Consider the following 12,681-nt stretch of genomic DNA (forward strand, 5'->3'; position numbering starts at 1 on the left):
TGCCCTATCCCACCAGCTTGCCTGGCGCCTTGTCCCTGGCGAGCTTCTTGAACTTCTTCACCACCATGTCGCGCTTCAGCTTCGAGATGTGGTCGATGAACAGCACGCCGTTGAGGTGGTCGATTTCGTGCTGCAGGCAGGTTGCCATCAGCCCCTCGGCCTCGATCTCCTGCAGCTTGCCGTCACGGTCCAGATATTTGACCCTCACCGAAGCCGGGCGCTCGACCTCGGCATAGTAATCAGGGATCGACAGACAGCCTTCCTCGTAGACGGACCGCGCGTCGGCGCTTTCGAGAATTTCCGGGTTGATGAAGACGTGTGGCGCCGGGGTTTCGTCTTCCTTGGCGAGATCGATCACCAGCATGCGCAGCGGCTCGCCGACCTGGATTGCCGCCAACCCGATGCCGGGTGCGTCATACATAGTTGCCAGCATATCGTCGGCCAGTTTGCGTACCGGCGCGTCGACGCGCTCCACCGGCTTGGAGACCTGGCGCAGGATGGGATCGGGAAGAATGATAAGCGGCTTGATCGGCATGGCGTTTCACCTAAGACCTCAATAGAAAGGCGTCAACCGGTGCGCCTGCGCCTCGTTCACGTTTTGATCTGTGCCAGACCGCCGAATCGGCTATGCTGTCCACATGAATGATCTGAGCACCATCCTTTCGGAGCCCGCCGCACGGCTCGGCGCCTCGACTATCACGCTCGGCCACGTCTTGGCCGTCGCCACATTGCTGTTTCTCGGCTTGTTCGTGGCGCTCGTCATCGCGCTGTGGCGCTCGGCCAAGGCGCGCGCGGTCGCCGCAGCGGAAGCCGCCGACCATGCCCGCGACGCCGAGGCGCGGATGGCCGGCATTCTGCAATCCCAGGCCGAGATGCAGGGCCGCATGGGCGCCATCGCCGAAGTGTTCGGCGCCCGCCAAGCCGAATTGACGCAGTCGATCGGCCAGCGACTCGACGCCATGACCGGCCGCATCGGCCAGACCATGACCGAGCAGACCAAGTCCACGCATGAGAGCCTGGCGAAACTGCAGGAGCGGCTGGCGGTCATCGACACCGCGCAAGGCAACATCCAGTCGCTGGCCGGCCAGGTCGTGCAGCTGCAGGCGATCCTCTCCAACAAGCAGACGCGCGGCGCCTTCGGCCAGTCGCGCATGGAGGCGATCGTCGCCGACGGCCTGCCGCACGGCGCCTACGAATTCCAGGCGACGCTGTCGAACGGCAGCCGGCCGGACTGCCTGGTGAAAATGCCGAACGGCGCGCCGTCGCTTGCCATCGACGCCAAATTTCCGCTGGAAGCGTGGAATGCCATCCGCGCCGCCGATAACGCCGACCTGCAGAAGGTCGCGGCCCAGGCCTTCCGCCGCGATATCGAGGTCCATATCCGCGACATTTCGGAAAAATACCTGCTCCAGGGCGAAACCCAGGACACCGCCTTCATGTTCGTGCCGTCCGAATCGGTGTTCGCCGAAATCCACGAGAATTTCGAAGCGGTTGTCCAGAAGGCGCACCGTGCCCGCGTCATCATCGTCTCGCCTTCGCTCTTGATGCTGTCGATCCAGGTCATCCAGGCGATCCTCAAGGATGCGCGCATGCGCGAGCAGGCGCATCTGATCCAGGGCGAAGTCATCAGGCTGATGGAAGACGTCCAGCGTGTCGACGAGCGGGTGCGCAAATTGCAGGGCCATTTCGGCCAGTCGGCCAAGGACATCGAAGACATACTCGTCTCGACCTCGAAAGTGACCAAGCGTGGCCAGAAGATCGAGGCGCTGGAATTCGGAGAAGGCGAGCCCGACGCCCCGCGCGGCGGCGCCCCTGCCAAGGTGGAGGCCGCACCGCGCGCTGCCGATTCAAAGACCGGGCAGCTGAGATTGAGGGTCGTCGAAGGCGACGACTGAACGCTACTGCTCTTCGACCGTCGTCATACCCTCGAATTCCGGAAGCCAGTGCAGCGCCGACCGGTGCCATTTCTGGTGTCTCGGGACCAGGTTCTGGCGCTGCCGCGAGGTCCCGACCCTGATCCCATAGACCTTCGGACCGTCGCCGACCGATGTCGCATAGAGATGCGAGCCGCAGTCGGCACAAAAAGCCTGCGTTCGCTTGGCGCCGCTCGCCACGGTCTTGATGTAGATCTTCGGTTCGCCGCTGGTGATCCGGTAGTGATCCTCCGTCGCAGGAACGGTAACGCGAAATGCCGTACCGGTCAGTTGCTGGCAATCGGTACAATGGCAGATCGAGGTCTTCTCCGGGTCGACCTCCGCCTCGTAGGTGATGGCGCCACAATGGCAGCCGCCGTCGATCTTCATCGTCATTCCTCCAACTTCGATCGGCCGATTTTAGCGGCACGGAGACCCGAGGCAACGGCAGGGCGCTGGTCCAGAGGCCAGAATCCCGAAAAGTGGACCGCGGTGTCGCAAAAGTTCGTAATCGAATCTATCCGGACGCGGCTTCGATCAGCTTGCGCCGCTTTTCCCAGGTGCCTGACGTCTGCGGCTTGACGAACAGCCGCGTGATCTCAGGCATTTCCTTCTTCAACCGCGCCTCGATGCGCTCGACACAGGCCTCGATCTCCGGCGCCGACAAATGGTCCTCGAATTCGATGCTCAGGCCGGCAACGATTTCTTCCGGGCCCATATGCACCGTCAGCACGCCGTTCGCCCGCTGCACCGCCGGATCCTGCTGGACGATCGCCAGCACCTTCCTCTGCACCTCGGGTGAGGCCGGCTCGCCGATGAGCAGGCCCTTGCTTTCACGCGCCAGGAAGATTGCGGTCGTGCCGAGGATGAGTGAGATGCCGATCGAGGCGGCGCCGTCGAGTTCGGGCATCTTGAAAATCTCCGCAGCCAATATGCCGGCAAAGGCGACGGCCAGGCCGAGAAGGGCTGCACTGTCTTCGAACAGCACCGTATAGACGCTCGGGTCCTTGCTCGATTGCACGGCTTGCAGCCAGCCCTGCTTGCCCTTCTGCTTGCGGAATTCCTTCAGCGCCACCAGCCAGGAGCTGCCTTCGAACAGGAAGGACAGGCCGAGAACGATGTAGTTCACCCTAGCGTTGGCGACCGGCTCCGGCGCCATGATGTGGATGATGCCCTCGTAGAACGACACGCCGGCGCCCAGCGCGAAGACCAGAAGGGCGACGATGAAGCTCCAGAAATAGAGTTCACGGCCATGGCCGAGCGGGTGCGAGCTGTCCGCGGGGCGTGCCGCCCGGTGCATGCCGTAGAGCAGCAGGCCGCCATTGCCTGTATCGACTAGCGAATGCACGCCTTCCGACAGCATGGCCGAACTGCCGGTGAAAAAGGCGGCGGCGAACTTGGTCAACGCTATGGCGAGATTGCCGGCGAGCGCCGCGTAGATGACCGTTCTGGAGCCGCCGTGCCCAGCCATGCAGGTTTTATCCTCTTCGAGGCAGTGTAGCGGCTCTGCCGCGGAGTTGCACAGCCATCACAACGCGCCAATCGTCGGGTCGTTCAATGTGTTCGAAACCTGCTGGCGGGAAGGCCGGCTATTCCTGGATCTCGTCGGTCCACACTTTGAAGCCCGTAAGCAACCCTGGCCCGAAGATATGGGTTAGCGGCACATCCGCCGCGTCGCGGCCGGAGGCGATCAGGATGCGGCCGATGCGTGGCGCGTTGTTGCGCGGATCGAAAGCGTGCCAGCGGCCGCCGAGATAAACCTCCATCCAGGCGCAGAAATCCATGCTCGCCCAAGGCTTCGGCATGCCGATGTCGCTGATATAGCCTGTGCAGTAGCGCGTCGGGATATTGAGTGCCCGGCAAAACGTGACGGCAAGATGCGCGAAATCGCGGCACACGCCGCTCCGTTCGCGCCAGGCTTCCGCGGCGGTGCGCGTCACCCGTGCGTTGCCGTAGTCGAAGACGATGTGGTTGTGGACGAAATCGCACACCGCCTGCACGCGCGGGATGCCTGATGGCATATGGCCGAACAGCCGCCATGCCTCGCTTGCCAAGAGGTCGCTTTCGCAAAACCGGCTGGGCAGCAGGAACAGCAGCGTTTCAGCCGGCAGGTCGCGCACCTCATGCTGCCACGCCATCAACTCGCCCATCTCGAACGTGCCGGAGTCGCGGATCACCGCATCCGTACCGAAAGTGAAACGCCCGGGCGGGGCGACGAGCCGGTTGCACCAGTTGCCGAAACTGTCGCGATAACTCTCAATCGGCACTGGCGGGTTGGAGGTCAGGAAATCCGGGCGCTCAAGATCGGAGGCGCGGGAATAGTGGACATTGAGCATTGAGATGAGCGGCGTTTCCTGCGGAAAGTCAAAGCTCATCTCGCAGCCGATATGGATCCGCATTGTCGTCCTGACGGGCCTGCCTGACGATCACCCGGCGGTGCACGGGTCGATGCTGCAGTGCGAAGACAAGCATGGCATGGACTGCCGGGGTTTACGAGCAAATTAGAAACCGGTTGAAAGCGGCCTGCCGGCGCTGGCACCAGGCACTCGCCTCTTGCAGTCTGGCGTTTGTCTTGTTTCACTCCGTTTCCCGCAACTGGAGGAACGAATCATGGCTAAAGGTGCGATGAAGGCAGGCAAGGAGGCCCGCAAACCAAAGAAAGACGCCAAGAAGCCTGTAGCCGCTCCGGCCCTGAAGGCGCCGCCGGTCAAGGCGACGAGGATCAAGGAAAAATAGATATCGCACAGCGTGCATGGATTTCACCGGCGGCGTCCGAGATGCCGCCGGCGAGTTGTTGATTGGGCGTTCAGACACCCTATATCGACGATGCGGGGACGACCTCGCATTTCCCGAAATCCGGTTGGGACGGCCCGCCCATTGTTTGATTGAGCATCCGAAGACCTTTCGGCCGGATGTTCTGGATGGAGCGTTCCGATGTCATGGATTCTTCTGTTCTTCGCCGGCCTGTTCGAAATCGGCTGGGCGATCGGGCTCAAATACACCGACGGCTTCACCAGGCTTGTTCCGACCGTGCTCACGGTCGCGTCGATGATCGTCAGCTTGACCTTGCTTGGCCTTGCGCTGAAGACCCTGCCTGTCGGCACCGCCTATGCGGTGTGGACCGGTATCGGCACCGTCGGCACGGCGCTGCTCGGCGTCTGGCTGCTGGGCGAGCCCGCGACGGCGATCAGGCTCGGCTGCATCGCGTTGATCGTCTGCGGTATCATGGGGCTGAAATTCGCGGCCTGAACGGCCTGTCCACCGGCTGACGCTATCGATCGAGCTGACATCCATGAATCGACATCCCTGGATGCAGGGAGGCTTCCCGTGGGCAACAGCGACAAACGCGAAAAAGGGCCGCGCCTTGGCGCGTCCCTCATTTATCATCCATCGAGGCGAGTGCGCTGTTAGCGACCCGTAAAGCCGGGCGGTGTCCTGCCGGTGCGCTGCTTGCGTGCCGCATAGCGTGCGTCGCGCTTTGCCTTGCGCTCTGCTTCATCGGCAAGCAAACGAGCGATACGCTCGTTCTCTTCAGCTTCCCGAAGCTTGGCATCCGCTTGCGCTGCCTCTTCGGCGGCGATGCGCGCAGCTTCGGCTGCTGCCTCACGCTCGGCTTTCTCAACCGCCTCGCGTGCCAGCTTTTCCTGCTTCAGCTTGGCCTTCTCGGCCTCGCGGATCTCACGAGCCGCAAGGATCGCCTTGCGTTCTGCCTGTCGTGCCAGCACCGCGGGATCGTCTGCTGCCGGCTTTGACTTGAAGCGCTCCAGAAGCGCCTTCTTTGCCTCGGTCGCGGCATTGCGCCGCTCGAAAATGTCTTTTTCCCTGTAGATAGCCAAGTCCACTTCCTTGAAGTCTATTCGCGACGCTTACATACGCGCGAAAACCGGGAGTTCAAGCGCCAAAACGGCATGCCAGCCATGAAATTCCGGGATGTTGCACCCGGGAGACGCATTTTCCGCCGAAATCGACATGCACTGTTCACCAGCCAGCCTCTGGCGGCGCGACGGACGCGTCGCTACCTCTGGAGCATGATGCCGAAAAGGGGGAAGCGGTTTTCGGACGACATCAGGCTCTATCTCTTCGATTTAGCGTCGGATTCGGATTTCAGGTCGAACAGAGCTGAAATCATCCGACCCTAGCGCAACGATCAACACATTGGGATGACATCCAAATGGAACTCGGTCTCTACACTTTTGCCGATGTGAGCCCTGTGCCGGGTCCCGGCGCCATCGGTCCGCATGAGCGGCTGCGCAACCTGATCGAGGAGATCGAACTTGCCGACCAGGTCGGGCTCGACGTCTTCGGCCTCGGCGAACACCACCGGCCGGACTATGCCGCCTCGGCACCGGTCGTGGCTTTGGCCGCGGCGGCGGAGCGTTCGAAGCGCATCAAGCTGACCAGTGCGGTGACCGTATTGTCCTCCGACGATCCGGTGCGCGTTTTCCAGCAGTTTTCCACGCTCGACCTTCTGTCGGGCGGCCGCGCCGAGATCATGGCCGGGCGAGGTTCGTTCATCGAATCCTTCCCGCTGTTCGGCTACAACCTCGAAGACTATGACGAGCTGTTCGCCGAAAAGCTCGACCTGCTGCTGGCCATCCGCGATCAGGTGAAGGTTACCTGGTCGGGTAGGCTGCGCGCGCCGATCAACGATCGCGGCGTCTATCCCAGGCCCTTCCAGGACAGGCTGCCGGTCTGGATCGCCATTGGCGGAACGCCGCAATCGGCCGCTCGGGCGGGCGCGCTCGGCCTGCCGCTGGCGCTTGCCATCATCGGCGGCGAACCGGCGCGCTTCGCGCCGCTGTTCGACCTCTACCGTGAGGCCGCCAAGCGCGCTGGCGGCGATCCGACGGGGTTGGCGACCAGCATCAACGTGCATGGCTTCATCGCCGATACGACCGAGCAGGCGGCGGACGACTTCTACGGCCCCCAGGCCGAGGTGATGAACCGCATCGGCCGTGAGCGCGGCTGGGGTCCGACATCGCGCGCGCATTTCGACCAGTCGCGTGGTCCCGACGGCGCGCTGTTCGTCGGCAATCCGGAGCAGGTGGCGGAAAAGATCGTGACCCAGCACAGGGTGTTCGGTAATGACCGCTTCCTGCTGCAGATGGCGATCGGCACCATGCCGCACGCCAAGATCATGAAGGCGATCGAGCTCTACGGCACCAAGGTGGCGCCGATCGTACGCAAGGAAACCGCGAAATCCGCGCCGACCGTGGCGGCGCCTGTCGCGTGAACTTAAGGAGGCCCGCGAGCCTCATTCCATGAGCCCTGGATGAGGATGCTTATCGCGTTGCCCGGTGTAGGGCCGCATTCATCATCGCGGCATGATGGATTTCGGTCGCCTCGTCGGCTGGGAACAGGCACTCGATGCGCAGTTCCTGGGCGGCGACGGTTTGGGGCGTGCCGACTGGCCTGCTCCCATGCCAGGCCCGCCAGCTGCCCGGACTCAATTACACGGCATGTAATCGTGGAACGCTCGCAGCCGAGCCGTCGGTTTGAGCTATATTGACGGCGCCGCCGCTCGAAGGCGGCCACGCCGTCAGTGCCGGCTAACGGAACCTTGAAGCCGCGCTGGCGTTTCCGTCTGCGGATTGCATCAGTTGTGATGTGCCCGCCGAGGGGATCGCGATGAAGGCCGAACCCACCGCTTTGGGCGCAGGCGTTGCCGAAGCCGAAGAATCGCGAGTGGCGGCGCGTGCCGATACGCGTCTCATGCGCTCGTTGCTCATCGGTATCTTCCTGTTCATGACCGTCTATGCGCTCTATTTCGCGCGCGCTTTTTTCATGCCGGTCATCCTAGCCTTCCTGCTGGCGCTGACGCTGACCCCAATCGTGCGGCTGCTGCGCAAGCGCGGCATTCCCGAAGTGGTTTCGGCGACGCTTCTGGTGCTTGTGTCGATCTTCGTCTTCGCAAGCGCCGGCTATGTGCTCAGTGGGCCTGTCATCGATCTCATCAACAACACATCGTCCATCGGCCAGCAGCTGACCGAGCGATTGGCGCAGTTGCGACGGCCGCTCGAGAGGATCATGGACATCGCGCACCAGATCGAGGGGCTGACCGAGACATCGCAGGAACCGGGTGTGCAAAAGGTCGCGGTAGCGCAGTCCGGCTTCTTCTCGTCGGCGGCGAGCAACATCCTGTCGGCTGGAACAAGCCTGACCATCATCTTCGTGCTGTCGCTGTTCCTGCTCGCCTCGGGCACGATGTTCTACGAGAAGATCATCCAGTCCTTCGCCAGCCTCACCGAAAAGAAGCGGGCGCTGCGCGTCGTCTACGACGTCGAGCGGGAAATCTCGCACTATCTGCTCACCGTCACCATCATCAACACCGGCCTCGGCACGGTCATCGGCCTCGGCCTGTGGGCGCTCGGCATGCCCAATCCGTTGGTCTGGGGCGCGGCGGCCGCCCTGCTCAATTTCCTGCCCTATGTCGGGGCCATGATCACGCTTGTCCTGGTCACCGTCATCGCGCTCATCACCTTCGACACGATCGCCTATGCGCTGTTGGCGCCTGCTTTCCTGGTTTTGTGCGACATCATCGAAGGCCAGTTCGTGACGCCGATGGTGGTCGGGCGGCGGCTCGAGATCAACGCCGTGGCGATCTTCATCGCCATCGCATTCTGGTCATGGCTGTGGGGCTTCGTCGGCGCGCTGATGGCGGTGCCGCTGCTGGTCGTCGTCAAGGTGTTCTGCGATCATTTCGAGAGCCTCAGCCATGTCGGCAACTTTCTCGCCGCCCAACACACCGCGGTCGTTGAGGACGAAGCCGACGAGCAGGACGCCGCGGCAGCCGGATAACCGGCGCACGGTTTGCGACGGCGGGATCGAATGCCTATATCCGGCCGATCAGTGCCCGGTGCCCTTCCCGATGAATGACGTTCCCTTCGACCTCGACGCCTATTTCGCCCGGATCGGCCATGCCGGTTCCGGACAAGCTTCGCTCGACACGCTGAAGACGCTCCATTTCCTGCATCCGCAGGCGATCCCGTTCGAGAATATGGATCCGTTTCTGGGACGCCCGGTCGGATTGGATGTCGCCTCGCTGCAGGGCAAGATCGTCCTTGGTGGGCGTGGCGGCTATTGCTTCGAGCACAATCTCGTCTTCATGCACGCGCTGAAGGCGCTCGACTTCAAGGTCGGCGGCCTTGCCGCGCGTGTGCTTTGGGGTCAGAGCGAGGACGCCATCACGGCGCGTAGCCACATGCTTTTGCGCGTCGAACTTGACGGCCACACCTATATCGCCGACGTCGGATTCGGCGGCCTGACGCTTACGGCGCCGCTGCTGCTGAGGCCCGGCCGGGAACAAAAAACGCCGCACGAGACATTTCGCATCGTCGAGGCCGGCGATCATTTCCGCCTGCAGGCCTTGATCGGCGGCGACTGGCGCTCGCTATATCGCTTCGACCTGCAGCCGCACTATGAGGTCGACTATTCCGTCGCCAATTACTTCCTGTCGAACAACCCGGCATCGCATTTCCTCACTTCCGTCATAGCGGCCCGCGCCGCACCCGACCGGCGCTATGCGCTGCGCGGCGATCGCCTATCGATCCATCACGTCGATGGCCGCACCGAGCAGAAGCAGATCGCCACCGCCGCCGAACTTGCCGACACGCTGGAAGGCCAACTCGGCATCACCATTCCCGACCGCGAGGCCTTCGAGGCCCAGGTGCGCGAGAAGAAGATCGTGGAGACCAGTATATGACCGAACTGTCCGTTCTCGACCTGTCGCCGATCGTCGAAGGCAGCGATGCCTCGCAATCGCTCGCCAATTCGCTCGATCTCGCCCGCCACGCCGAGCGGCTGGGCTACAAGCGCTACTGGCTGGCCGAACATCACAATATGCCGGGGATCGCCAGTGCGGCCACATCGGTCGTCATCGCCCATGTCGCCGGCGGCACCAAAACCATTCGTGTCGGCGCCGGCGGCATCATGCTGCCCAACCATGCGCCGCTGGTGATCGCCGAGCAATTCGGCACGCTCGCCGCCCTGTTTCCTGGCCGCATCGACCTTGGCCTCGGTCGCGCTCCCGGCACCGACATGAACACGGCGCGCGCGCTGCGGCGCAATCTCGAGGCCGGCGCCGACAATTTCCCGCAGGATGTCGTAGAGCTGATGGGCTATTTCCTGCCGGCCGAGGAAGGCCAGCGTCTGCGCGCCGTGCCCGGCGAGGGCCAGACGGTGCCGATCTGGATTCTTGGGTCGAGCCTCTACGGCGCGCAGCTCGCCGCCATGCTCGGCCTGCCCTACGCCTTCGCCTCGCATTTCGCGCCGGCGGAACTCGATCATGCGCTGGACATCTACCGCTCGCGCTTCCAGGCGTCGGAGCAGCTCGAAAAGCCGCATGTCATGCTCGGCCTCAACGTCTTCGCGGCACCCACCGACGCAGAGGCGCGGCTGCTGTTTACTTCGCTGCAGCAGGCCTTTGTCAATCTGCGCACCGGCAGGCCCGGAAAATTGCCGCCCCCGGTCGAGAACTATGACCGGGATCTCGACCCGATGGCCAAGTCCATGCTCAGCCAGGCGCTGTCCTGCGCCGTCGTCGGCTCACCGGAAACAGTCCGGCAAGGCATCGATGCGTTCGTGCGACGCACCGGCGCCGACGAGTTGATGGTCACGGCGCAGATATCGGACCACGCCGCCCGCGTGCGTTCCTTCGAGATTTTGGCCGAGGCGCATAGATCGTTGTCGCAAGCGGCCTGAAACAGGCGGCCTGGAGCTTTTGCCGACGTCGATGCTCTGCTAAGTGCGGGTATCCTTCGCCACAGCGAGCCTTGCCTTGCCCCATGATCTCGATAGACGCGAGCAGTTTGCCATCGACCTGGCGCGGCGCGCCGGCGAACTCGGCCTGAAATATTTCCGCGATCTCGACAGCCTGACCATCGAGAGCAAAGGCCATCAGGACCTGGTCTCGCAGGCCGACCGCGAGGTCGAGCTGTTCATCCGCGCGGCAATCGCCGCCGACTATCCGCAAGACGGCATTATCGGCGAAGAGCACGCCTCGGTCGCCGGCTCGACCGGCCATGCCTGGGTCATAGACCCCATCGACGGCACCGCCAATTTCGTACGCGGCATTCCGGCCTGGTGCGTGGTGATCGCCTGCGCAAGAAATGGCGAGACGATCGTCGGCGTCATCCACGAGCCGTCGACCGGCGAGACCTTCCACGGAAGGCTGGGCGGCGGCGCCTTCGTCAACGGCAGGCCGATCAAAACGAGTGCGGCCACCAGCCTGCAAGAGGGCTCGGTGGGCACCGGCTTCTCAAACCGGGCCGAAGCCGAGAACATCGCCGTGCTGATCAAGAAGATCCTGGCCGAGGGCGGCGTCTTCTTCCGCAACGCGTCAGGCGCGCTGATGCTTGCCTATGTCGCCTCGGGCCGGCTGCTTGGCTATGTGGAGGAACACATGAACCCTTGGGACTGCCTCGCCGGCATGCTGCTGATCGAGGAGGCCGGCGGCACTGTGCTGAAGGCGGATCCGAAGACAGTGCTGCAGAGCGGGACGCAAATTATCACCAGCGGCAAAGGCATCTTTTCGAAGCTGCAGGAACTGTGTTCCGGGGTCTTCACGCCCTGATCAAATCCCGAGAATTGCCCGAAAACCGCTTCACACTTTCGGCATGCTCAGGCGCTCACGCTCTGCACCACTGTCCCCAGCGGGCGGCATGAATTGCGGATCATCAAACGGCCCTTGAGGACGAGCTTGCGCGGCGGCGCATCCCTGTTGCCGGCGAGACGGTCGAGCAGCAGATTGGCCGCCTGTTCGCCGATCGCCTGCACCGGCTGCGCCACCGTCGTCAGTTGCGGCTGGAACACGTCGGACCAGGGAAAATCGTCGAAGCAGGCTACCGAAATGTCCTCCGGACAGGACAGGCCGATGTCGCGGATCGCCTTCATCGTGCCGATCACCATCGGGTTGTTGGCCGAGAAGATGGCGCTTGGCCGCTCATGCAGCGACAGCAGCTGCATGGTCGCGTTGTAGCCGTCGATCTCGTGGAAATTCCCGGAACGAACCAGTTCCTCGGCCACCGGCAAGCCGGCGGCCTGGAGCGCCTCGCAATATCCGGTCATCCGGTCATGCATGGGTGAAATATCCGAGGTGCCGGTAATGTAGCCAATCCGCCGATGGCCGAGATTGATCAGATAGCTGATGGCGTCGAACACCGCGCGCTCGTTGTCGAGAACCACGGCGTCGGTGTCCACGCCCTCGCACAGACGGTCCAGCAACACGACCGGCACATTGGCGTCGACGACGATCCGCTCGAGGATCGCGCCGTCACCGACGCGCGCCACGATAAGCCCGTCGACCATGCGGTCGAGCAGCAGCCTGATCTGGTCGTCCTGGGTGTTCAAATCCTCGTCGGTGCAGCACAGCATGACGGCATAGCCGGCGCGGTCGAAGGCCTGCTGGATCACCGAAACGACGGCGGTGAAGAATGGGTTGGTGATGTGCGGGACGGTCAGGCCGATGGTGCGGGTGGTGCCCATCTTCAGGCTGCGGGCGATGGCGTTGCGCTTGTAGCCGATATCGCGGATTGCCTGTTCGATACGCTGGCTGAGTTCCGGGCTGACGGTCGCCGTGCCGTTGATCAGCGCCGACACGGTGGCGACCGAGACACGCGCGGCCTCCGCCACGTGAAGCATGGTGGGCGCGGTGGATTTGCGCTGTTTTTTTCGCCCTGACGCTGTCATTTTCGAAACGTTTCGTCCCCCCTCTGCCGCCAATACCTACGGAATCCTGTCTTTTTAAGCAAGAATCGAAATGCATCAAACT

General features: G+C 63.0%; 14 protein-coding genes. 8 read left to right on the plus strand and 6 right to left on the minus strand.

Going from position 1 to position 12,681, the window contains the following annotated elements:
* Positions 1 to 4: 4 nt before the first annotated feature.
* Positions 5 to 535, minus strand: a complete 531-nt coding sequence (gene def, locus FJ954_RS01200; RefSeq protein ID WP_015314437.1) for a peptide deformylase — start codon at positions 533 to 535, stop codon at positions 5 to 7.
* Between the two features lie 103 nt (positions 536 to 638).
* On the opposite strand from def, the gene FJ954_RS01205 reads away from it, so the two are divergent.
* Positions 639 to 1,895 (plus strand): DNA recombination protein RmuC, encoded by a 1,257-nt coding sequence (locus FJ954_RS01205; RefSeq protein WP_015314438.1) that lies wholly within the window; start codon positions 639 to 641, stop codon positions 1,893 to 1,895.
* Between the two features lie 3 nt (positions 1,896 to 1,898).
* Here FJ954_RS01205 and FJ954_RS01210 read toward each other — a convergent pair whose 3' ends face one another.
* The 3 genes from FJ954_RS01210 to FJ954_RS01220 form a co-directional block, all read right to left on the minus strand.
* Complete coding sequence (locus FJ954_RS01210) at positions 1,899 to 2,303, minus strand: GFA family protein (protein WP_015314439.1); 405 nt, start codon at positions 2,301 to 2,303, stop codon at positions 1,899 to 1,901.
* A gap of 127 nt (positions 2,304 to 2,430) precedes the next feature.
* A complete protein-coding gene (locus FJ954_RS01215; protein WP_140660151.1) occupies positions 2,431 to 3,384 on the minus strand; it encodes a cation diffusion facilitator family transporter in 954 nt (317 codons plus the stop codon).
* A 118-nt stretch (positions 3,385 to 3,502) separates the two neighbouring features.
* Positions 3,503 to 4,312 (minus strand): transglutaminase family protein, encoded by an 810-nt coding sequence (locus FJ954_RS01220; protein WP_140660152.1) that lies wholly within the window; start codon positions 4,310 to 4,312, stop codon positions 3,503 to 3,505.
* A 211-nt stretch (positions 4,313 to 4,523) separates the two neighbouring features.
* Between FJ954_RS01220 and FJ954_RS32215 the strand changes: the two genes are divergently transcribed.
* Positions 4,524 to 4,649: a hypothetical protein gene (locus FJ954_RS32215; protein WP_015314442.1), complete on the plus strand. Its 126-nt coding sequence runs from the start codon at positions 4,524 to 4,526 to the stop codon at positions 4,647 to 4,649.
* A gap of 198 nt (positions 4,650 to 4,847) precedes the next feature.
* Entirely contained in the window at positions 4,848 to 5,162 is a 315-nt protein-coding gene (sugE, locus tag FJ954_RS01230; protein WP_140660153.1) for a quaternary ammonium compound efflux SMR transporter SugE, read from the plus strand.
* Positions 5,163 to 5,320: 158 nt separating this feature from the next.
* Here the strand turns inward: sugE and FJ954_RS01235 are convergent, their stop codons facing one another.
* A complete protein-coding gene (locus FJ954_RS01235; RefSeq protein ID WP_027143810.1) occupies positions 5,321 to 5,749 on the minus strand; it encodes a DUF6481 family protein in 429 nt (142 codons plus the stop codon).
* Between the two features lie 335 nt (positions 5,750 to 6,084).
* On the opposite strand from FJ954_RS01235, the gene FJ954_RS01240 reads away from it, so the two are divergent.
* The 5 genes from FJ954_RS01240 to FJ954_RS01265 all read left to right on the plus strand — a co-directional run bounded on the left by FJ954_RS01240 (position 6,085) and on the right by FJ954_RS01265 (position 11,484).
* Positions 6,085 to 7,146, plus strand: a complete 1,062-nt coding sequence (locus FJ954_RS01240; RefSeq protein ID WP_015314445.1) for an LLM class flavin-dependent oxidoreductase — start codon at positions 6,085 to 6,087, stop codon at positions 7,144 to 7,146.
* 395 nt (positions 7,147 to 7,541) lie between these two features.
* Complete coding sequence (locus FJ954_RS01250; RefSeq protein ID WP_015314446.1) at positions 7,542 to 8,711, plus strand: AI-2E family transporter; 1,170 nt, start codon at positions 7,542 to 7,544, stop codon at positions 8,709 to 8,711.
* A gap of 70 nt (positions 8,712 to 8,781) precedes the next feature.
* On the plus strand, positions 8,782 to 9,615 hold the full coding sequence (locus FJ954_RS01255; protein ID WP_140660154.1) for an arylamine N-acetyltransferase: 834 nt from the start codon (positions 8,782 to 8,784) through the stop codon (positions 9,613 to 9,615).
* Positions 9,612 to 10,613, plus strand: coding sequence for an LLM class flavin-dependent oxidoreductase (locus tag FJ954_RS01260; RefSeq protein WP_140660155.1), 1,002 nt, complete (start codon positions 9,612 to 9,614; stop codon positions 10,611 to 10,613). The genes FJ954_RS01255 and FJ954_RS01260 overlap by 4 nt, the downstream gene beginning before the upstream one ends.
* Before the next feature lie 76 nt (positions 10,614 to 10,689).
* The gene (locus tag FJ954_RS01265) at positions 10,690 to 11,484 is read left to right on the plus strand and encodes an inositol monophosphatase family protein (protein ID WP_140660156.1); all 795 of its coding nucleotides are present in this window, start codon (positions 10,690 to 10,692) and stop codon (positions 11,482 to 11,484) included.
* A 47-nt stretch (positions 11,485 to 11,531) separates the two neighbouring features.
* On the opposite strand, the gene FJ954_RS01270 is transcribed toward FJ954_RS01265, so the two are convergent.
* Positions 11,532 to 12,551, minus strand: coding sequence for a LacI family DNA-binding transcriptional regulator (locus FJ954_RS01270; RefSeq protein WP_140660157.1), 1,020 nt, complete (start codon positions 12,549 to 12,551; stop codon positions 11,532 to 11,534).
* Positions 12,552 to 12,681: the final 130 nt, after the last annotated feature.

The organism is Mesorhizobium sp. B2-3-15 (genome assembly GCF_006442875.1).
GTDB classification, from domain to species: Bacteria; Pseudomonadota; Alphaproteobacteria; order Rhizobiales; family Rhizobiaceae; genus Mesorhizobium; species Mesorhizobium australicum.